Here is a 20,374-nt window from a genome sequence, read left to right as displayed (position 1 = left end):
GCCGTCATCACGCCGGTGCCGGGTTGGCGGGAGCCGGCCAGGAGTGTTCGCGGCGCAGCATGAAGCCGGTCACGACGAAGACCACACCCCAGCACACCGCGATCAGACCCAGCCAGACCGCGATCCCGACGACGCCACCCCCGGGGTTCACGACGAAGAACACGCCCAGCAGGATCGACAGGGCGGCGCCCAAGAGGAGCAGCCACCGCGGTGTGAGCCGGTAACTGCTGAAAGCGGTGAAGACCTCCACCACCCCGCGAAAGATGAGCCAGAGACCGAAGATCCAGGTCAGGGTCTTGGCCGCCACGTCCGGGCTGAAGATCGCGAAGAACGCCACGACCAGCGCGATGACCCCCAGCACCCCACGTCCCAGCCGGCTCCCCTGCGTGCTGGACCGGAACGCCTGCACCAGCAGGCTGATGCCTTCGAGCAGTGCCCAGAATCCCCACAGCACCATCAGGGCGATCGCGGTCTCGATCGGCCAGACGATCGCCAGGATCCCGATCACGATCCCGACCACCCCGCGGACGACCATCATCTTCCAGCTCGACGTGAACAGCTCCTGATCCATGTCCAGACCTCCCCGGCCTCCGCGCAGCACAGGTTGCGCGATCAGGCCCATGATTCTCCGGATCGGCGCCGGGAAGATCATCCAGGAAAGGTGAGGACGGTGCGGTCATCGGACGCAACGGTTGAGGCACGTGTTCGCGCTCCGAGAAAGGACGCTCGCAATGAGTTTCTGGGACATTGTGTGGTTCATCATCATCAGCTTCGTCTTCGTCGCCTACCTGATGATGCTGTTCTCGATCATCGCGGACCTGTTCCGCGACTCCGAGACCTCAGGAGTGGTCAAAGCCATCTGGCTGATCTGTCTTCTCTTCTTCCCGCTGATCACCGCGCTGGTGTATGTCATCGTCCGCGGCAAGGGCATGTCGGAGCGGATGGTCACCAGCCGCGTGGCTGCCCAGCGGCAGCAGGAGGACTACATCAAGCAGGTTGCCGGATCGACCAGTCCGGCCGACCAGATCGCCCAGGCCAGCACGCTGCTCGACAGCGGCAAGATCTCGCAGACGGAGTTCGACACCCTGAAGGCGAAGGCGCTGGCGGTCTGACCTGTCATCCACAGCGGAGGAGGACCGGCTGTGAGCGACTCCGACGAGGTACGGCGACTGCGCGAGCGGGTGGCTCAACTCGAAGCCGAACTGGCCGCCGGACAACACCTGGAGACTCGCGAACCGGCGGGCCGTCGGGAGTCCTGGCGCACGGTGGTCTCCGCCGTGCTCATCACGCTGGCCTGCCTGCTCGCACCCTTGTCGGCGACGGCCGTCTGGGCGAGCAGGCAGGTCTCGGACACCGACAGGTACCTCGAAACCGTCGCACCACTGGCACACGACCCCGCGGTGCAACGGACCATCTCCGACGCCGTCACCCGGCAGATCTTCGCCGCCGTCGACCTCCAGGCGATCACCACCGACACTCTGAACGCGATCTCCCGGCAAGGCCTGCCCCCGCGGGTCACGGCCAACCTGCAGGCGCTGAGCGGACCGCTCGTCAGCGGCATCCAGAGCTTCATCCGGGGCCAGGTCGACAACCTCGTCGCCAGCCCCCAGTTCGCCGCCGTCTGGAGGCAGGCGAACCAGACGGCGCACGCATCACTGGTCAATCTGCTCGAAGGCAGGCAAGGCGGCGCGCTCAGCGCGCAGAACGACACCGTCACGCTCAACCTGGCACCGATCATCGCGCAGGTGAAGGACCGGCTCGTGGCCAACGGCTTCAGCCTGGCGAGCAGGATCCCGGTGGTGAACACATCGATCGTGCTGGTGCAGACCGACAGCGTGACCAAAGCCCAGGGCCTCTACCGGCTCCTCAACACGCTCGGCTCCTGGCTGCCGATCATCGCCCTGTTCCTGCTTGCCCTCGGCGTCTATATCGCCCGCGACCACCGGAGGGCTCTCCTGCTCGGTGCGCTGGGAGTCGCCGGATCAATGCTGGTCCTGGGCGTCGCCCTGACCCTCGCCCGCGTGTTCTACCTCAACGCCCTGCCGGCACAGGTGATCTCGAGGGACGCGGGCGGCGCCGTCTTCGACACCCTCGTGCGCTACCTGCGCTACGGCCTGCGCGCCGTCGCCGTCCTCGCGCTCATCGTCGCAGCCGCGGCCTTCTTCACCGGCCCGTCCATTTCCGCGGTGCGCACGCGCGTCGGGCTGACCAAGGGCATCGGGTACCTGCGAGGCAGGACAGAGTCCGCCGGACTCAGCACGGGCCGCGTCGGAGCGTGGACTTTCGCCCACAAGCGTCTGCTGCTGATCGCCAGCGTGGTCGGCGGCGCGCTCGTACTCACGTTCTGGTCGAGGCCCACTGTCTCGGTCGTCGTGGTCACCGCCTGCGTCGTCCTGCTGGCGGTTGCCCTGATCGAGTTCATCGGCCGTCCACCGGCCGGCGACGCCCGTCCCAGCGCGCCGGCCTGACCACGGCTACAGTCCGCTCTCGGCCTCCAGCCGGCCGGTCTTGATCGCTTCCAGGAACGCCTGGTAGTCGCGTTCGTTCTGGTCGGCGTACGCCTCGGCGTACTCGACCATCGCCTCCGGGAAAGCGTCGTCGCTGTTGAGGTAGGTCGACAGCGCGATCCGGTCGCCCGATCGCGCGTGAGCCCGGGCCAGCGTCCAGCCACACAACTGGCCGTACATCGTCATACCGCGCGGGTCCATCCGCTCCACTGCGGCCGAGCCCTTCATGTCCCGCAGTTGCCGGAGGTAGAAGTCGCGGGTCTGTTCATCGATGCCTTCGACCCGTTGCCAGCCGAGGAAGATGTCACTGGCGGCCTGCATCAGACGTTGACCCACCACCACGCGCTCCCCCTCGTTGCGGGGCTGGGACCGCTGCCTGAGCGTGGTGGGCACCTTGGCCTTGAGCACTGACGGCGCGGCCTCCTTGACCTGCAGGAAGAGCGGATCACCGTCGTCCCTTCCGCGCAGCAGCACGATCCAGCACCGCGTGTCGACGCTTCCCACCCCGACGACCTTGCGGGCCATGTCGACGAACTCGAACTGGTCGAACAGTGCCCGCCGCTCGGCCGGCAGCGACCTGCGGTAGAGGTTCAGCAGGCCCTTGATCCCGGTCTCGAGCTCTGCCCGGCCGGCGTCGGGCAGCAGATCGGCGATCGGCACGACCAACGGCGGATCGGCCTTGATCCGAACCCCGTCGTCGGTGATGTCGGTGAGCTTGGCGAACGCCTTGAGACTTCCGCTGCCGCGCGCCTTCAGCAAGGTCTGGTCGACACGCCTGCTGCGGCTCGAGGTCAGCTTGTTGCGCAGCGTCTCCTCGATCTCATCGATGTCGGCATGCGCATACCAGACGTCGAGCGCTCGCATCGTCGCGAACTCGGCACTGGCGTCGCGATAGCGCCGTACCGTCTCCAGGACGCACTTGCGGCGCTCCTTCCGCCCGAACCCGTTGTCCCGGCCCGCGATCGACAGGCTGGCGGCGAGACGTTTCACGTCCCACTCCCACGGACCGGCGATGGTCTCGTCGAAGTCGTTGATGTCGAAGAGCAGTCGCCGTTCGGGAGATCCGAAGACTCCGAAGTTCGACAGGTGCGCGTCACCGCACAGCTGCACCCCGAGGCCCGACACCGGCGCCACGCCGAGGTCGGTGGCCATTCCGAGGGCGTTGCCCCGGAAGAAGGCGAAGGGCGACACCATCATCCTGCCGTGGCGCACCGGCACAAGTTCGGGAACGCGGGACCGAGCCTGCTCCTCGAACAACGCAACCGGATCCGGACGGTCCGCGGGCAGTACCAGCTCCGCCTGCTCCCGCGGCGGCAGCGCTGCCCGCGCGGCGAGTCCCAGGCGGGCATGGTCGGCCGGTGCGAGGCGACGGGCAGCGGACACCGATGCACCGTCGGCGCGAACTGACCTCGTGGTGCGGACGGCTTCCCTCGTCGGGGGTGTGGCTCGGCGTGACGTCGCGATCGGGTTCTGTGGAGTCATGCTGCCTTCCCCCTCCGGTCATGGTCGAGCCAGACTCAGATCCGTGAATGCCCCAGACAACACCGGAAATCGCCTGGCCAGCATCACCCCCGCCGGATGAACCGCCCGGCGGGGGTTCGGGCTTCACTAAGACTGTGAGAAGGACCGAGGTCAGCTACGCCCAGCTCTCCCCGCGGAAGCGCCGCCGCCTCGCCACAAGGTCGCTGCTGCGGTCCTTGCTGGTGTCCGTGGTCATCATCGCCGGCTACTTCCTGCTGCCGATGACCCATCTCGATGGCACCTTGAGCCTGGCCCTGGCCGCTGGACTTGTGGTGGTGGCGCTCCTGCTGGCGTGGCAGATCCGCGAGATCACCCGCTCACCCTATCCCCGCATCAGGGCGGTCGGCACGCTGGCGACGTCGCTGCCGTTGTTCCTCGCGATCTTCGCAACGACGTACTTCCTGCTGGGACGTAACCAGCCGGCTAACTTCTCCCAGTCGTTGAGCAAGCTCGATTCGGCGTACTTCACGGTGACCGTCTTCGCGACGGTCGGTTTCGGCGACATCGTGCCTGTGACGGAGATAGCTCGCATAGTGACCATCATTCAGATGCTCGGTGATCTCCTGATCGTCGGCCTGGTCGCGCGCGTGCTCTTCAGCGCCGTCCAGCAGAACCTCAGCCAGCGGGAGGAATGAGGGCCACGGACGGCGGATCCTGCTGGCGGGCCATCCGGAAGGAGTTCACCAGGCCGGCGAGAGCCGCGAGAAGCGGAATGCCCAGCGCGACTTGGAGGGCGATCGGACGCGCGTCCGTGTTGATCCGGATGATCTCCGCCTGGACATCCGGTGGCTGCTTGACGAGCACCTTCTCGAGCTCGGTGTTGCTCATCACCTCGGCGTCTTCGTCCAGCGCTTGGGCGACCTGCTCCTGCTGGCCCGGTTGAAGGACGGCGCTCGACTCCGCCATGTTGGTGAAGGTGAAGGACAGCGTCGCGAGCATGATGGCACCGGCGAACGCCAGACCGAAGGACAGTCCGAACGAGCCCGCCGCCGAGTTGACGCCGGCCGCCTCGCTCACACGTTCCTGAGAGATCGGCGACAGCGTGTAGTTGTTGAGCTGGGACACGAGCAGGCCCAGACCCAGTCCCGCGAGGATCAGCGGCGGGATGAGAGGCCAGCCGGAGTCGGCCCGGGGCACGATCGGGATCAGCACCACGAGGCCGGCGGCAAGGAGCAGGAATCCCCACCTGACGATGCTGCTCGGGCGTCGCCCGCCCGCCTTCTTCTCCGCGAGGATCGCCATCCCGAACATGCTGAGCGAGAGCGGTGCCAGGGTGAGGCCGGCCTCCATCGCGTTGTACTCGAGGACCATCTGGAGGTAGATCGGCAGCACGATCATGGTGCCGCCCAGGGCGATCTGCTGGAGCATCTGCTGGGAGATACCCAACTTGAAGACGGCGGAGCTGAAAAGAGCCGGGTCGATGAGGGTCGGCTCGCCCCGGCGTTTGCGCCGCACCAGCCAATAGCCGAACGCCACCAGCCCGACGACGCCGATGGCCAGGATCAGACCGACGAGTTCGCCGCCTTCCTGCCACACCAGGATGCCCAGCACGATGCCACCCATCCCCAGCACCGACAGGATGGCACCGACCACGTCCACCCGCCGGGACCCCGTGTACGGCACGTCACGGATCAGGCCTTGGCCGACGAGCACGACCGCGATCACCGCGTCCTCGAGCAGAAACGCTACTCGCCAGGACAGGTAGGTGGTGATGAACCCTCCGATTAGCGGTCCGACCGCGGCAGCCAGCGCAGCGGCAGCACCGACCAGGGCATAGGCCTTCACCTGAGCCGCGCCTTCGAAGTTGCCGTGGATCAGTGACTGCATCGCGGGCAGGAGCAGCGATGCCCCGATACCACCCACCAAGGCCCAGAAGATGATGACCGCCGTCAGGCTCTGAGAAAGCGCCATCGCCAAGGCGCCGATCGCGTAAGCACACAGTCCCAGCAGGTACGCACGCTTGCGGCCGATCAGGTCACCGACCTTGCTCCCGATCAGGATGAAGGCCGCGGACACCAGCGCCTCGAGCGCGATCGCGGACTGGACACCGCTCACCGTCGTGTCGAGATCGTGGACCACCGAAGAGATCGAGACGTTCATGATCGAGGTGTCCACGACGAGCACGAACATCGCCATCGCCAGCAGGATGGCAAGCCGTGGGTTGGCCTTCGTCCCGGCCGGAACGCCACTCACTTCCTCGGTCATTGCAGCCGTTCCTGTCTGTCGGGCCACTGATCGGGAGATGGTGGCGTACTTCCCCGGGACGTCCGGTGCGGCCGCGAGTCAGCCGGCGAGGATCTTGGCCTTCTGTGCCTCGAACTCCGCGTCGGTGAGAACACCCGACTGCTTCAGCTCGCCGAGGGTCTTGAGCTGGTCCAAGCGGTCGGCAGTGGAGTCCGATGGTGGCGCAGCGGCCTCTGCCGGTGCAGCGTCCTCCGGCGGCGCGGTGTCCTCCGCGTACGCCTGGTCGCGTTGCGCTGCCGTGTCGGCGTCTTTCTGAGCGAACTTGGCGTCTTGATGCCGCCGGACCCGGCCGGCGACAACCGTCGCGGTACCCGCGACAGCCGCGGTCCTCGCTATTCCTCGCAACAGTCCTGGCATGTCAGGCTCCTCAACTCGTCGATTCCAGGCTTTCGAGGGCCTCGAGTGCTTCCATCACGTCCTCGGCCGGAATGCGGCCACCGGCGATCATCTGGCCGCCGGACTCCATGGCGGCGGCGACGAACGGGATCGCCCAGGTGTTCTCGTAGACGATCAGTGCCGCCAGGGTGCCGGGCTCCATCGCGGCGGCCGCCTCGGCGAGGTCGTCGTCGGCCAGGATCCCCGACCGGGCGCCGCTGAGGTCCGCGAAGCTGCCGGCCTCGCCGGACGCTTCGGCGAGGTCCACCGCGTAGGCGGTTCCGTCGGCCTGCTTGCCGACGATCATGACGTCGTACACGTGAACGATGCCGCGCTCGACGAGGTTCACGAGTTCCTCGGCCGCTCGACCGGTCATCTTGTTGCCGGTGAACTCGAGGAGTACGTAGTCGATGGGTCCATGAACTTCTACGTCTGGCATGACTCTCCATCCCTCCACCAGGGTCGTGGCGACCCCGCGCCCTGTTCGTCGCCACACTGCCGTGGCCTGGGGGCGGCAGTCATCACCCGCGCGGGATGAACTCAGGCGGACAGGCTCGCGGGCGACGACGCGTCTGATTGCGTGACCTGCCGGATGCCGAGGATCGTGAGGCCCGCGGCCTGCAACATCGCGACGAGATCGGCGATGCCCTGATCGTCGTGGACCTGCAACCGAAAGACTCCGGAGGTCTCGTGATCGGCCTGCGGGCCGGCGCAGAACGCGAGTACGGCCGGCTTCAGCTCCCCCCGGACGGTCACCTGGTACGACGCGCCGCGGCCCTCATGTGTTTTCATCGTCTCCGCCCCCCTGATCGATGTCGATCGGTTCCGTCGACCGTGCGGCAGGGTCCAGGATCCGGCGAACCTCGACGACCTCGATGCCCAGGGCACGCAGTCTTGCCAGCAGACCGTAGAGCGCGGACTGGTCGGGGATGCCGTAAACAACGGTGTTCACCTGGTCGACCGCCAGTGTCACGGCGCCCATGTCTCGAAGGTCCTGTTCCGGTACGGCCCCCGCCACGCGGATTTCGTACGTCGCGTCGACCATCGAACCCACTCCGTTCCCAACGTGTGCGTTCGACGCTCGCAAAGGTCGGGTGTCGCGGCGTCATCCCTGCGGGGTGAACTGCCCGCGAGGCGCGTTGCGCACGTCTTCTTGAGTTCTCAAATTAAGACCAGCTCGTCTCGGAACGTCCGGCAATCGGACGGCGAATACTGGTTTTACAGGCGATTCCGTGATTTCGTCGAAGTGTGCGGACTCGCGACGCACCGCCCTCCCCAGCGTTCCGTGATGCCGCACATCGCTAGGAGGGGAAATGCCGAGCGATCAGCACGCAGGGGCGGGGAACCGAAGCAACACTTCACCGGGTGCACCATTCGCAGGCAACAGCAGGTCCTCGGCCTGGACCTGGGTGATCCCACCGGGAACAGTGCCGCGGCCTCGTCTTGTCGATCGCCTGAGCCTCGGGATTCATCGGCCGCTCACACTGGTGAGTGCGCCCGCGGGCTACGGAAAGACGATGCTGCTCGATGCGTGGGCAGCGCGCTATGCAGGTCCGGCCGTGATCCGGCGCGTCGCCTTGAACGGCAGCGATGAACCAGCGGCCATCGTGGAGTCCGTCCGCGACGATCACGACGACGTACTGGTGCTCGTGGTGGACTGCGGCGACGTGACGATGACGCCGGAGTTCGGGCAGAGTCTCCATCGCCTCCTCCGCGACAACGCCGGACGCGTGCGGGTTGTCCTGGTGACGCGGACCGACCCGCCGCTCCCCCTGCACCTCTACCGGTTGGCGGGCACCGTTGCCGAGATCCGGGCCGATGAGCTGGCGTTCACGACGGACGAGGCCGCGGCGCTGATGCGCGGGCACAAACTCGAACTGACCGCCGCGGACGTCGGCGAACTCCAGGCCCGGACCGACGGCTGGCCGGCCGGCCTGATGTTCGCGGCCATGAACCTTGCCGGAAAGCCCGACGCGCAGCGGGTCATCCGGGAGTTCCGCGGAGACGCCGGGAACGTGGCGGCGTACCTGATGACCGAGGTCCTCGACGCACAGCCCCCGGAGCTGCGCGAGTTCCTGCTTCGGACCAGCGTCGTCGACGAGGTCCGGCCGAGCCTGGCCGAAGCGCTGACCGGGCACGCCTGCGACCTTCGGTCATTGGAGTTCCTCTCCCACGGCAACTCGTTCATCCAGCCCGTTCCGGAGACAGCGGACCGCTACGGCTACCAGCCACTGTTCCGGGAGTTCCTTCGCGCCCAACTGCTGTACGAGCGGCCCACCGCCGTCCCTGCGCTGCACCGCGCCGCCGCTGCCTGGTTCGCCCAGAACGATCAGCCGCTGGAGGCGATCCATCACGCGATCAGGGCCGATGATTGGGGGCAGGCGGCCCGATACCTGGTGGAGAAGCTCGACGTTGCCGGTCTCCTCGTCGGGCGCCGGCGTCGACAGCTGACAATGTTGTTCGACGGCTTCCCCGACGATCTGGACAGCCCCGAGGCCGCAGTCGTCCGAGCCGCCCGGGCACTGGCCGCGTTCGACGCCGACCGCTGTACGTCGGAACTCGGCAAGGCCAGGAACTGGCTGGACCAGCGGACGTCCGCTCAAGGGCATGCGGCCGAGCTGGCCATCGGTGTTCTGCACGCGGTCTGCGCAAGCCTGAGCGCGACGCCCGAGGCTGGGCTCGGCGCCGTCCTGACCGCGGAGGCCGAGCTCAGAGCGGCATCGCGGGAATCAGCCATCGCCCATCCGGAACCGAGGCTGCTGGTCGCCGCCTGCAAAGGCCGGGTGCTGCTGGAGCGCGGAGACTTCCCGGCGGCCCTGACCGCCTTCACCGAAGGGATCGCGATCGCGGAAGAAGCCGCTGCTCACGAGACCGTGTCCGATCTCCTCGGCATGGCGGCGCTGGTGGAAGCTGTCTGGGGACATCTCCGGCGCGCCGGAGAGGTCGTCGCGCACGCGGCCACGCTGTCGGAGTCCGGGCCGGCGCTGCCGCAGTCCGCGATCGTGGCCGAGGCCTGGGTGCATGCGGACCGGGGCAACCTGTCCGGCGCCGAAGAGATGGTGCAGCGTGCCGCGGAGGCCGCCCCCACCCAGGACGCACGGGTTCTCGCTGCCGTACTAGCTCTGGTTCGGGCCCGGCTGCTGCGGGCCGGCGGCGACATCGATCTCGCCGCTGCCGAGTTGCGGGCCGCGAGCAACCGGTACGGCGCGAAGGGCGGCTGGCTGGACCAGGCGATGGTCGTCGACGAGGCCAAGATGCTGCTCGCACGACACCAGCCACAGGAGGCCATCACGGTGATCGAGCAGTCCCCGGGTCGCGACCAGGTCGGATCGCTCCTGGTGCTACAGCGCGCCGCTGCCGAGGCCGGCGAGCGCCCGCCTGGTCCGCCACCTCAGGTCACGGATCGCGCCGTCCCACTCGAAACCCAGGTGGACGGCTGGCTGGTCCAAGCCGCGGAATCGATCCGGACCGGGGACACCGGCCGCAGCGGGCTCTGCCTGGAACGCGCGCTCAGACTGGCTGCTCCCGAGCAGCTCCGCCGTCCGTTCGCGGAGGCGCCACCGTCGTTGCGCAAGCTGCTGCAGCCGAGCGGTGAGCTGATGAGACATCACCCGTGGCTCCGTGCGCCCGGCCTTCCAGAAGGTCGCGACCGCGCCGCCAGCCACTGGGGAGTGCCCCGGACCGAGTTGGTCGTCACCGCCTCGCTGACCAGCAAGGAGCACGAGGTGCTGGAGTACCTCGCCGAGCTGCTGACCACGGAAGAGATCGCCAGCACCATGTACGTCTCCGTCAACACGGTTCGCAGCCACGTACGCAGCATTCTTCGCAAGCTGAGCGCGTCTCGCCGGAACGAGGCGGTACGGCGGGCGTGGGAGCTGGGACTGCTGCCCGCACGTCCGGAGGCCTGACCCGTCGGCCTCGCTACGGAAGGCCGCCGATGCCACCCTCGGGCCGCACCTCACGACCGTGGAAGGTCAGCGCCCAGATCACCAGGATGTCCAACGCGATCATGATGGTCGTCCAGGCCGGAGCCGCGGCGAGGAACCCAGCGTTCACCACGATGCTCAGGACGGCCACGATCACGCCGACGACCCGGGCCCACACCTGACCGAGGAGGACACAGAATCCGGCCACCAGGACGATCGTGCCGACGATCAGGTGCGTCCAGGCCCAGGCGGTGTAGTCGATATGGACGGCGAGACCGTTCTCCCGGACCGCGTAGAACCCGTCGTTGAACAGAGCGACGAACCCCTGGAAGCCGTGGAAGAAGCCGAGAATGATCATCATCACGCCGGCAAAGACGATCGGGCCGATCCAGACCCCGGTCGAGGTCGCGGCCCGCTGGTCGGTGTCCGCCACGCTCACCTCCTCCACGGTTGTCCGGGTAGCCAGTCGTAGATGACCGACGTCCGCAGGACGAGGTCCTGCACAGAGCGGTGCAGGCGCCCGCCCGCGCACAACAGCAGTCCGAGCGGGAACACGACATAGAAGACGGCCCGCAGCAGCGCGACGAGCGGCCGCAGCGGCCTCCCGCGATGGTCGACCACCCGCAGCGCCATCACCTGACAGCCGTAGGTTCGTCCGGTGATCGACCAAGCGGCCGTGAGGTAGACGATGAGGATGAGTATCCCGGTCGTGACACCCGGCAGCGGCGAGGCTTCACTGAACTGGAAGCCCCGGGGATCGATCAGGAACTTCAGCCCGTTGACGCCCACATAGCCGGCCACCAGCACCACCGCCACCACGAGCGCGTCGATGACACCGGCGATCGACCGGGTGACGAGGCCCGCTCGTCGTCCCTGGTACGGCTCGGCCTCGCGCGGGACGATCGACACGTACTCGTCCGTTCTCATGGTTGCGTTGGCGTCGTCTTAGGGTCTTTGCGGCCGCGCCGCAGCTTCAGCCGGGCCACCACGCGGCCGACGGCCTGATCACCGGAGATGCCCTGCATGCGGACGCCGCGGACGGTGTCGGAGGCAACGGATCCGGAGGACTGCCGGATGATCTCGGCGAGATCGACCTCCGCGATCACCCCCTCGGCCATTCCGGCCACATCGATTCGCTTCAGCACCTCCGCTGCCACCGCGGGAACCATCCAGTCCACCACGGCCATCAGCTGGCGCTCCAGTTCCGCACGTTGCCGGCCACCGCGCTCAGCCAAACCGTCCAGCCAAGTAGCCGGCTGGTACCGCTCCGCCAGCATCGGCGGCCGCAGGATCACGACGGCGACCGGGTTGACAGCTCCCCCGACCCGGTGCCGGACCGGGCTGAGAGCGCCCCCGACCCGGCGTCCTACCGTCTGCGCGACTGCCGCGGCCAGCAGGGAAGCCCCGACGGCCGTGTCGAGCACGCGGAGCGCCTGCGGTCCCAGCGGCGGCGCGTCACTCGGCGGCGTGTCACTCAGGGGCACTTCGCTCAGGGGCACTTCGCTCAGGGGCACTTCGCTCAGGGGCACTTCGCTCAGCGGCACTTCACTCAGCGGCACTTCACCCGGCGGCACTTCACCCGGCGGCACGTCACCCGGCGGCACGTCACCCGGCGGCACGTCACCCGGCGGCACGTCGCCCAGCGGTGCGTCACCCAGTGGCGCGTCAGGCGAGTTCCCCGGCTGCTCTGATGTACCCACGCGACCATGCTCCGTCCCGCCGCCGGGCGCCACCTCATCCATGGTGGGGGAGAACGCCCGGCCCGGGATGAGCCTCGGTTCCGAGCCAGGTACGGACGCGGCGCGCGAACCAGCCCTGGCTGCGGTCGAACTCCGCCCCGACCACGGTCGCCATCACCAGGATGAGCGACACCGCCAGTAACCAGCCAACCAGGGCCAGCGTGACACCGAAGAGGCCGTACCGCTCGCTGTTGGTCTCCATCATCCGCGGCATGTAGATGGTGGACGCACTGCTGTAGGCAGCGCCGCAGAGGCTCGCCACCACCGCGGTCGGCAAGAGTCGTCGCCAGTGAACGCGGCCGTCGAGCAGCAGCCACGGGATGCAGATCCACAGCACCAGTCCGCTCACGATCGAGGCCGTAACGCTCAGCAACCAGTTCATCGGCAGCGTCCGCACCGCCGAGCGGGCCAGAGACAGCAAGGCGATCTGCAGCAGCAGGGCGGCCAGGCCGACGAACGTCGTGAGCGACCCACGAACGCCCGAAACACTGTCGAGCCGCCAGGCATCCTGGTACATCCGCTGCACCCGGCGGGCGAGCGACACTCCCGAGAAGACCAGGATCACCACGCTCAGCAAACCGATGTTCGAGCCGCCTGGGGGCCGCGTGAACACCTCCCGAACGGCCGCGGCGGCGTTGCCGCTGAGCTCGAACTTCCTGATGAGTCCCTGCGCGACGACGTCACGGCGGTTCGCCGGAGCAAGCGTCGAGACCAGGAGCAGCAGTGGAACGAGCGCCGTCAGCGCCTGCGAGGCGATGACCATCGCCCGGTCGATGCCGCGCATGGCCACGAACGACTCGACGCACCGGCCCAGGAACGTCTGCTCCAGCCGCCGAGTGATCGCCTCCAGTCGCTTACCCGTCAGCGCTCGGCTCCCGTCCGATCAGTAGCGGCGGCGCGGTAGTCGGCGATCGGGCGGTACCGGTCGTACAGGGTGGCGAGAATGCTGAACAGGAAGATGAAGAAGAGCGCGTCGACCAGGTGCAGCTGGCCCGGTCCCCGGGACAGCAACACGTCGGCCAGCACCACCAGTACGACGTTCGTCGCGAAGACGACCCCGAACGAGACCGCCGCGGAGTCCCACGAGTGGCCGCGCTTCGCCGCCCACAGGCCGATCGCGGCGTTGATCACCACGAAGACCGCGATCCCGAGGAACAGTTCGAGGTTGCTCGACTCGACGCCGGGCAGCACCTCGCCGTAGATGATGCTGATCAGGCCGATCAGGAAGGTCTTCTCCAGCGTTGTGCTGTCGAACACCTTGCGGTGCGCGGCCTGGTACGCGGCCCGCTCGTGGGCCTCGTCGATTCCCTCGGGCAGCGGATCGGCGCGGAACCGCCAGGCCCAGTCTGCCGGGCTGAGCCGCGGCCGGACGAAGAAGTACAGGACCGCGAGCAGAGCGAGCACGGCGACGATCAGCGCCGGGAGGAACCAGGGCACGTCCCGGATCGTGTCGGTCAGGTCCAGCTGGGCGATGTGGATCCAGTACTCCTGCGGCAGCTTGACGAAGATCCAGATCGCGGCGGCGACGATCACCCAGAACTTGAAGCTGTACCGCAACGGGTTCCGCCGGGTCCGGACCCCTTCGTAGGCGATGAAGAAGTACTCGAAGGTGTTCGGGAACAACAACAGCAGCGCCCGCGCGCCGGTGAGCTCGAACGCGACCACACCGATCTGGCGGAAGAAGAACAGGAAGCGGCTGATCTTCACCGCCCCCGGGTTGGTCCAGTTCCGCAGGCTCGCCAGGTAGGCGATGGACAGGTAGAAGACGTCCATGGCCTTGTCGTAGCTCTGGTAGAACGGCGGGTCGAAACCGAACCACTGGAAGATCGACTGGTCGACGCCGTCGAGCAGGAGGCAGGCGATGATCGCCGGCAGCGGGAACTTCGGGATGAACAGCGGCAGCGCGAAGCGCGCCAGGACAACGGTCCAGAACACGAACTCGACACTCATGTCAGAACTCCCCATGCCGGCGCATCCGGCGGGGCCGGCCGTCCGGGTCGTAGATCAGCCGATAGAGCGGTTCCGCCCAGAGCGCTTGGAACCGGGACACTGGTTGTGGCTCGTGCGGGCGGATCTGTCCGGGTGGCCGGATGCCGGTGCGGCCACCGGCGTGCCAGGCCTCCAGGTCCGCGGCGGTTCGCGACCACAGGTCGAAGCCCGTCCGCGGGTCGAGGCGCGCCAGGTTGCGGCGCGGCAGGCCGAGATGCTCCGACCACACCTCCAGCCGCAGCTCCCGCGCGAGCCGGCGGGTGCCCTCGGTCACGAACTCCCCGTCCTCGGGAGTCGGGTCGAGGACCGCGCAGGTGAGTTCGCTGTCACAGGTCCAGGAGCGGCGGTTGAAGTTGTCCGAGCCGCAGGTGAACCACACGTCGTCGACGATGCAGATCTTCGCGTGCACGTAGATGGGTGCGCCCACGGCGTTCTCCAGGTTGTAGACCCCGACGCGCTCGGGCGCGGTCCGCCGCAGCATCTGCACAGCGCGCAGCTGACCGAAGCGAGCGGGAGGTCCACTCACCGCACCGTCGGCGTCCGGGTAGCGCGGCACGACGACGATCACCCGGAGCTCGGGTGACCGCTCGAGGGCATCGTGGATGCCCTGCGCGATCAGCTCGGACCACAGGTACTGGTCCTCCAGATAGATCAGGCTCCGGGCGTTGCCGAACGCCTTGCCGTACGCACGGGCGATGCTCCGCTCCCCCTCGGGCGCGAACGGAAAGCCGGGACGCTTGTTGGCATACGTTCGCAGCACCTGTACGGCGTGCGGCCCGGCCGGAGGTGGATCCGGGAACCTCTCCGGCAGCGACTTCGGATGGCGCGGCATCCGGGCGAGCCGTTGCCTGATCATCCGGTACGGCGTCCGCCGGTCCAGCGGGTGGCCGTCGTCCCAGCGCTCGATGAAGGTGCGGAGCAGATCGCCGACGACCGGTCCGCGGATCTCCAGCGCCGCATCGTGCCAAGGTGTGCGGTCGCCGTACCTGCGATCCATCGGTGCCTGTTGTGGGTCCCCCAGATGCTCGCCGTCGTCCCGGCGCTGATGGGACAGGTCGATGCCGCCGACGAACGCGAGATCCAGTTCCCGTCGCCCCTTGTGCTGGATGACGACCAGCTTCTGGTGGTGCGACGACATCCACCGGACCCGCTGGTCGAGCAGCACCTCGGCGCCGGCCTCGTTGAGCTTGGTTCCCAACCGCCGGTTCTCCTTCGCGTTGAACTGCAGGTAATCCGAATGCGATCGCCACAACAGCCCTCTGACCTCGACTCCCGATCGGGCCAGATCGGCCAGGACCGTCCCGATCGCCGGGCCGTCGGGCAGCAACTTCTCATCCGCGTCGCCGCGCCAGTCGGTGAAATACACCCGGTCGCCGGCCTGCAGCGCGCAGAGCTCCTCGTACAGCCGGCGGAAGTAGGTCGCCCCGTGGATCAGCGGCCGGACCAGGTTGCCCTCGACCCAGGACCCGTCCACGTCGCCGACCCGGTCGATGTCCGTGCCGGGATTACCGCGCTCGTCCGGGCGGAGGAACCACTTACCGGCAGTCTGGTCGATCATCGTGACACCCCTCGGTCGAGTGTTGCCCGCCGGCCGCGCCGGTTTGCTCATCCTCTGTGGGTGAGTCTCCGTCGGTCCGGCGGTGATAGCTGTGTCGCGCCGTCGCGAGAGATCCCGCCGCGCTGCCCGAGCTGTTCGAGGTAGCCGACGAGCACGCGGTGCAGCTCGTCCGCGCCGCGGATCGGCTGGTCCGGAACGGCCAGGTCGGGCGGAGCGAGCAGGAACCCCCGTCCCTGCCACCCGCCGAGCCCACCGTGACAGCCCACCAGACCCTCGAACGCGGAGACCTCGCCCGTGTCCTGGTCGACCGAGCTGTTCACGTACAGATCAGGTGCCTCGGGCATCGACACCGCTCGCAGCAGGTCGGCCGGGATCAGCGGCCCGAATTGCGCCAGTGGGTCGTCCCCCGTCACCTTGGAGTCGGTCAGCCGGTGAAGACCCGAGGGCCCGACCACCAGCGGTCCGTGCTCGGTGCTCAGCACCGCGACGAAGCTGATCCCCTCATGGTTCACCAGCCCCGGGATGAGGGCCGGCCAGCGACCGTTGATGTCCTCCATCGTCAGCCGGCGTTCCTCGGCGGCGTAGACCAGGCCGAGGTTTCCCGACCCGAGGACGACCAGGTCCGAGCCGGCCGTGACCGTGGGCGGCGCGGAACGGCGCTGGACCCGGAGTGCCGCGCCATGGGCGGCGCGCCCCCGGCTCGAGTCACTTCCGGACAGATCGGCCAGGAGCCCGTTCAGGCGCCCCCAGCCCTCGACCGGCTGCTCGACGGCCTCGACCTGTGCCTCGGTCAGCTGTGCACAGACGGCGGCGAGGTCGACTCCGTACCGATCGGCGAAGATCGCTCCCTGGGACTGCCCGTGGTCGGACAGGATCACCAGCCGGTAGGGCCGGGGCGCGGCCGCGGCGACCTCCTCCAAGCACGCCAGCACGTGATCGAGCCGATCGAGCGCGGCCAGCGACTCGGGCCGCAGGCAGCCGGCGTGATGAGCCACCTCGTCGTAGTCGACATAGTCGACGTATACGGACCGCGTGCCACGAATCATCTCCTCGGCCACCAGCGCGGTGTTGAGATCCCGCAGTACGACGTTCGTCACGGCCCGCATGCCGGCGAACAGCCAGCCGCGGTGTCCCCGTGGGCGAACGTCGCGCCGACGTTGCCGCCGGGCCTCGAACCGCTCCCTGGCGATCTCCGCGACCGCCCCGAACAGGCTGCCCGCGAACCCGTCCGGCCGGGCGAGATACCAGCCGACGCGGCGACGCGTGTCAGCGGAACCCCGCTTGAGCTCGATCTTGCTCATCGTCAGTACCGATCGCTCGGCGTCTCCGCTGAACAGGTTGGAGATACTCACGCCGCCGTCGGCCAGCAGACCGCGACCATCAGAGGCGCGGCGCTCGATCTCGGCGGCGTCGGCGGCGCGGTTGGCCACCAGCACCCGCCCGAGGGCACGGTCGTACCAGCGGAAGGCGGGGACGCCGTCGATGCGGCCGTGCAGGATCCCCAACTGGCTGGCCGGTGTGGTGGGTGGCAGCACCGGCGTCCATTCCACCAGCCGATAGCCGCCGTCGCGGATCCAGCGGCCCACCGTGGGCAGGGTGGCGGCCAGGAGCTGCCAGCGCAGGACGGGGAAGGGCACGCCGTCGAGCTGAACGAAGATGACGCCGGGAGCCTCGGGATCGTCGACCGGTGTGCGCCGGCGCCTGGTCCGGCGGACGAGGGCCGCGGTGAAGGCTTCCGGCGTACCGGAGGTGCAGAGCCACGCCACGATCGTCGTCGCGGCCGCCACGATCCAGGCGGCGGCGAGCACGACCCAGAACGAGTCCGCCTCGACGCCCGGGATCAGCGTGAGCGCCACCGCGAGGATCACGGCCTGCCCGAGAAATGCCAGCAGGAGCACCGCGAGCCAGCCGATCGCCGCACTCGCGGCGACGAGGACCGGGCGCACCAGCGCACCGATCAGCAAGGCCGCCGCAGCCGTGGCGAGCAACTGCTGTAACGACGTGAACCGCAGGCCGGGCAGCACGGCGGCCGCCAGGGCCAGCGCCAGGACCGAGGTGACATAGGTGGCGACGATCCGGCCGAGATCGCCAGTCCGGACCAGCGGGGTGGCCACGGGTGCCCGGCCGTCAGGTCCGCAGTGCGCGCGGACGCGTCAGCGCCCAGATCACCCACGCGTCGAGCGCGATCAGCAGCAGCGCCCAGAACGGCTGATAGGGAATGAAGAAGAAGTTGTCGATCGCACTCAGCACCACCAGGAACAGGGCGATCACACCTGCCCACACCGCTCGGGAGAACAGACCGACGCCGGCGACGATGAGCGCCAGGCCGATGACCAGGTGGATCCAGCCCCAGCCGGTGACGTCCAGATGGAAGGCGTAGCCCCGGACGATCCCGAAGTATTCGTCGTTCAGGATCGCGGCGAGGCCGGCGATCACGTGGAAGGCGCCGATCAGCAGCATCATCGTGGCAGCGAAGGCGACTCCGGTCATCGCCCAGCCCGACTCTGCCTGCGGCTCGACAGTGCGGTTGCCGGTCATCTGTGTCCACTCCTCCTGCTCGGTCTCGACGGACGTCGAGTGCGCGTTCGACAGTAGGACCGCACCGACCGCCGGCGCGTCACCCTTGGCGGACGACGTACCGGCCTCAATGGGTCAACGCGGCCTTCAGCAGGACGATCACCAGGCCCAGGACGAGGTTGATGACACCAGCAGCCACCAGGCGGCCCCTGGTGGCGCCTGCTTTGGCAGCGACGTACAGCGCCCATCCCAACTGGGATCCGACCGCCACCGCCAGCGCCAGCCACGCGGCGCCGGCGTCCGACAACCCGAGGAACACACCGATGCCGACCGCCGCCGCGGGAGGTACGGCGGCCTGCACGATCGGCCACTCCCGCCTGGCACAGACGCGGAACTCCGTCAGGGACACGAGGGCTCGGGATGATTTCTCTCCGACCAGGTGGGCATACACGTGGGCCAGCCAGAACACCACGCCGGTCGCGAGCAGCAGTGCGATCAACTGGCCAGGGTTCGGAGGCTGATGCCCAGGGCCGGTGCCGGCCACCACTGACGCCGCCAGCAGGGACCCGTAGATCGCCCCCGCGTAGTCGGACGGGGAACGCTCCTGGCGCGCGGTGGCCGAGTCGGCCGTCGGCCCGTCTCCCATCCGGCCTCCTTCACAGTGCCGTTCAGGTCAGTGCCATGGGATCAGGAGCAGCCTCCCGCGGCGACGGACCCCACCACCTCACCCCGATCGGATGACGCGAAGGATCATCCAGGGCGGGTGATGCTGCCCACGGTGATCTGAGCGATCTTCGAAGCCCGGATGGAGTCCGGGGAGGGAGGTTGCGACCATGTCCGCAGGCTCCACGGAGTCCCTCGATGGCCAGGCGCCGGGCGCCGGCCCGCCGCCTCCGTCCTGGGCGTTGCCGCGCGGGGTGATCGTCCTCCTCGGGACGGGCGCCGCCGTCCTGACGGCCGCCGGACTCCGCAGCATCCCGGGCATCGTCGGACCCGTCTTCCTCGCGCTCGTGCTGACGATCGCTGTCACGCCGCTGCGCCAACTGCTGATCAGACGAGGCGTCAGGCGCTGGCTTGCCGCACTGATCGCGCTCGTGGTCGTGATCGTCTTCTTGCTGGCAGTGGCGGTTGCGCTGGCCTTGTCGCTCGCCAAGCTGGCGACTCTGCTGCCGACGTACCAGGACAAGTTCGCCGGCCTTGTCGACGACATCCGGAGCTGGCTGGCGAACCTCGGCGTGGGCCAGGACCAAATCCAGGCCGCCCTGAAGAAGCTCGACCTGGGGGCGCTCCTCGATGTCCTGCAAGGCTGGCTGAGCGGACTCCTCGGGGTCTTCTCGAACCTGGCCTTCGTCGTCATCCTGCTGTTCTTCATGGGAATCGACGCCACCCACTTCTCGGACCGCCTGCGCGAGACGGCGCGGGTCCGGCCGGAGATCACCGCCGCCCTGACCGGCTTCGCACGAAGCACGACGCGCTACCTGATCGTCTCCACCGTCTTCGGGCTGATCGTCGCGATCTTCGACGTCGGGGTCCTCTACCTGCTGGACATCCCGCTGCCCTGGCTGTGGGGTCTGCTCGCCCTGATCACCAACTACATCCCGAACGTCGGGTTCTTCATCGGGGTGATCCCGCCCGCGCTGCTCGGGCTGCTCGACCAGGGCTGGGAGACCTTTCTGTGGGTGATCGTGGCGTACAGCGTCATCAACTTCATCATCCAGTCGATCATCCAGCCGAAGGTCGTCGGCGACGCGGTCGGTCTGTCCACGACGCTGACCTTCGTCTCCCTGGTCTTCTGGGCCTGGGTCCTCGGCCCGCTGGGCGCCGTCATGGCCATCCCGCTCTCGCTGCTGACGAAGGCCCTGCTCCTGGAGGCCGACCCCTCCACCCGCTGGCTCGGCGGCCTGATCTCCGGTGCCCCGCTCCCGGAGGACGCCCCGACCGCGGAACCGGCCGACCTCCCACCTGCCGATCTCACGGCCGAGCAGGCCGGATAGGGGA

General features: G+C 68.3%; 20 protein-coding genes and 1 pseudogene. 6 read left to right on the top strand and 15 right to left on the bottom strand.

The window, feature by feature from the left end; all coding sequences use genetic code 11:
• Positions 1-7: 7 nt before the first annotated feature.
• The gene (locus OG558_RS33215) at positions 8-571 is read right to left on the bottom strand and encodes a DUF308 domain-containing protein (protein ID WP_329477513.1); all 564 of its coding nucleotides are present in this window, start codon (positions 569-571) and stop codon (positions 8-10) included.
• A gap of 160 nt (positions 572-731) precedes the next feature.
• Here OG558_RS33215 and OG558_RS33210 point away from each other — a divergent pair, with 160 nt between their 5' ends.
• A complete protein-coding gene (locus tag OG558_RS33210; RefSeq protein ID WP_329477515.1) occupies positions 732-1,112 on the top strand; it encodes an SHOCT domain-containing protein in 381 nt (126 codons plus the stop codon).
• A gap of 30 nt (positions 1,113-1,142) precedes the next feature.
• On the top strand, positions 1,143-2,468 hold the full coding sequence (locus OG558_RS33205; protein ID WP_405066502.1) for a hypothetical protein: 1,326 nt from the start codon (positions 1,143-1,145) through the stop codon (positions 2,466-2,468).
• 6 nt (positions 2,469-2,474) lie between these two features.
• Here OG558_RS33205 and OG558_RS33200 read toward each other — a convergent pair whose 3' ends face one another.
• Positions 2,475-3,890, bottom strand: coding sequence for a DUF2252 domain-containing protein (locus OG558_RS33200; RefSeq protein WP_405066501.1), 1,416 nt, complete (start codon positions 3,888-3,890; stop codon positions 2,475-2,477).
• Positions 3,891-4,123: 233 nt separating this feature from the next.
• Here OG558_RS33200 and OG558_RS33195 point away from each other — a divergent pair, with 233 nt between their 5' ends.
• Positions 4,124-4,663, top strand: a complete 540-nt coding sequence (locus OG558_RS33195; RefSeq protein ID WP_405066500.1) for a potassium channel family protein — start codon at positions 4,124-4,126, stop codon at positions 4,661-4,663.
• Here the strand turns inward: OG558_RS33195 and OG558_RS33190 are convergent.
• The 5 genes from OG558_RS33190 to OG558_RS33170 all read right to left on the bottom strand — a co-directional run bounded on the left by OG558_RS33190 (position 4,644) and on the right by OG558_RS33170 (position 7,692).
• Positions 4,644-6,233: an MFS transporter gene (locus OG558_RS33190; RefSeq protein WP_329477523.1), complete on the bottom strand. Its 1,590-nt coding sequence runs from the start codon at positions 6,231-6,233 to the stop codon at positions 4,644-4,646. The genes OG558_RS33195 and OG558_RS33190 overlap by 20 nt on opposite strands.
• A gap of 78 nt (positions 6,234-6,311) precedes the next feature.
• Positions 6,312-6,629 carry an SHOCT domain-containing protein gene (locus OG558_RS33185; protein ID WP_405066499.1) on the bottom strand — a complete coding sequence of 106 codons (318 nt, stop codon included), beginning with the start codon at positions 6,627-6,629 and terminating at the stop codon, positions 6,312-6,314.
• A 10-nt stretch (positions 6,630-6,639) separates the two neighbouring features.
• Complete coding sequence (locus OG558_RS33180; RefSeq protein ID WP_329477527.1) at positions 6,640-7,086, bottom strand: DUF6325 family protein; 447 nt, start codon at positions 7,084-7,086, stop codon at positions 6,640-6,642.
• Positions 7,087-7,187: 101 nt separating this feature from the next.
• A complete protein-coding gene (locus tag OG558_RS33175; protein ID WP_405066498.1) occupies positions 7,188-7,439 on the bottom strand; it encodes a hypothetical protein in 252 nt (83 codons plus the stop codon).
• Positions 7,426-7,692 (bottom strand): hypothetical protein, encoded by a 267-nt coding sequence (locus OG558_RS33170; protein WP_405066497.1) that lies wholly within the window; start codon positions 7,690-7,692, stop codon positions 7,426-7,428. Before OG558_RS33170 ends, OG558_RS33175 begins: the two co-directional genes overlap by 14 nt.
• A gap of 442 nt (positions 7,693-8,134) precedes the next feature.
• Between OG558_RS33170 and OG558_RS33165 the strand changes: the two genes are divergently transcribed.
• Complete coding sequence (locus OG558_RS33165; protein WP_405066496.1) at positions 8,135-10,555, top strand: LuxR C-terminal-related transcriptional regulator; 2,421 nt, start codon at positions 8,135-8,137, stop codon at positions 10,553-10,555.
• 13 nt (positions 10,556-10,568) lie between these two features.
• Here OG558_RS33165 and OG558_RS33160 read toward each other — a convergent pair whose 3' ends face one another.
• Positions 10,569-11,006: a hypothetical protein gene (locus OG558_RS33160; protein ID WP_329477535.1), complete on the bottom strand. Its 438-nt coding sequence runs from the start codon at positions 11,004-11,006 to the stop codon at positions 10,569-10,571.
• Positions 11,007-11,008: 2 nt separating this feature from the next.
• Positions 11,009-11,500 carry an RDD family protein gene (locus tag OG558_RS33155; RefSeq protein ID WP_329477537.1) on the bottom strand — a complete coding sequence of 164 codons (492 nt, stop codon included), beginning with the start codon at positions 11,498-11,500 and terminating at the stop codon, positions 11,009-11,011.
• A gap of 87 nt (positions 11,501-11,587) precedes the next feature.
• Here OG558_RS33155 and OG558_RS33150 point away from each other — a divergent pair.
• A pseudogene (locus OG558_RS33150) lies at positions 11,588-12,082 on the top strand (hypothetical protein); the annotation flags it as partial.
• Positions 12,083-12,307: 225 nt separating this feature from the next.
• Here OG558_RS33150 and OG558_RS33145 read toward each other — a convergent pair.
• The 6 genes from OG558_RS33145 to OG558_RS33120 all read right to left on the bottom strand — a co-directional run bounded on the left by OG558_RS33145 (position 12,308) and on the right by OG558_RS33120 (position 19,022).
• Positions 12,308-13,096: a YhjD/YihY/BrkB family envelope integrity protein gene (locus tag OG558_RS33145; protein WP_405066495.1), complete on the bottom strand. Its 789-nt coding sequence runs from the start codon at positions 13,094-13,096 to the stop codon at positions 12,308-12,310.
• 77 nt (positions 13,097-13,173) lie between these two features.
• Positions 13,174-14,262, bottom strand: a complete 1,089-nt coding sequence (locus OG558_RS33140; RefSeq protein ID WP_405066494.1) for a hypothetical protein — start codon at positions 14,260-14,262, stop codon at positions 13,174-13,176.
• A 1-nt stretch (position 14,263) separates the two neighbouring features.
• Positions 14,264-15,859, bottom strand: a complete 1,596-nt coding sequence (locus OG558_RS33135; RefSeq protein ID WP_405066493.1) for a phospholipase D family protein — start codon at positions 15,857-15,859, stop codon at positions 14,264-14,266.
• A 47-nt stretch (positions 15,860-15,906) separates the two neighbouring features.
• On the bottom strand, positions 15,907-17,973 hold the full coding sequence (locus OG558_RS33130) for an alkaline phosphatase family protein (protein ID WP_405066492.1): 2,067 nt from the start codon (positions 17,971-17,973) through the stop codon (positions 15,907-15,909).
• A 13-nt stretch (positions 17,974-17,986) separates the two neighbouring features.
• Positions 17,987-18,397 carry a hypothetical protein gene (locus OG558_RS33125; protein WP_329477548.1) on the bottom strand — a complete coding sequence of 137 codons (411 nt, stop codon included), beginning with the start codon at positions 18,395-18,397 and terminating at the stop codon, positions 17,987-17,989.
• Between the two features lie 106 nt (positions 18,398-18,503).
• On the bottom strand, positions 18,504-19,022 hold the full coding sequence (locus OG558_RS33120) for a hypothetical protein (RefSeq protein ID WP_405066491.1): 519 nt from the start codon (positions 19,020-19,022) through the stop codon (positions 18,504-18,506).
• A 187-nt stretch (positions 19,023-19,209) separates the two neighbouring features.
• Here OG558_RS33120 and OG558_RS33115 point away from each other — a divergent pair, with 187 nt between their 5' ends.
• Positions 19,210-20,370 carry an AI-2E family transporter gene (locus OG558_RS33115; protein WP_329477552.1) on the top strand — a complete coding sequence of 387 codons (1,161 nt, stop codon included), beginning with the start codon at positions 19,210-19,212 and terminating at the stop codon, positions 20,368-20,370.
• The last annotated feature ends 4 nt before the right edge of the window (positions 20,371-20,374 follow it).

This window comes from Kribbella sp. NBC_01510 (assembly GCF_045040325.1).
Taxonomy (GTDB): domain Bacteria; phylum Actinomycetota; class Actinomycetes; order Propionibacteriales; family Kribbellaceae; genus Kribbella.
This window is presented reverse-complemented; position numbering and strand designations above follow the sequence as displayed.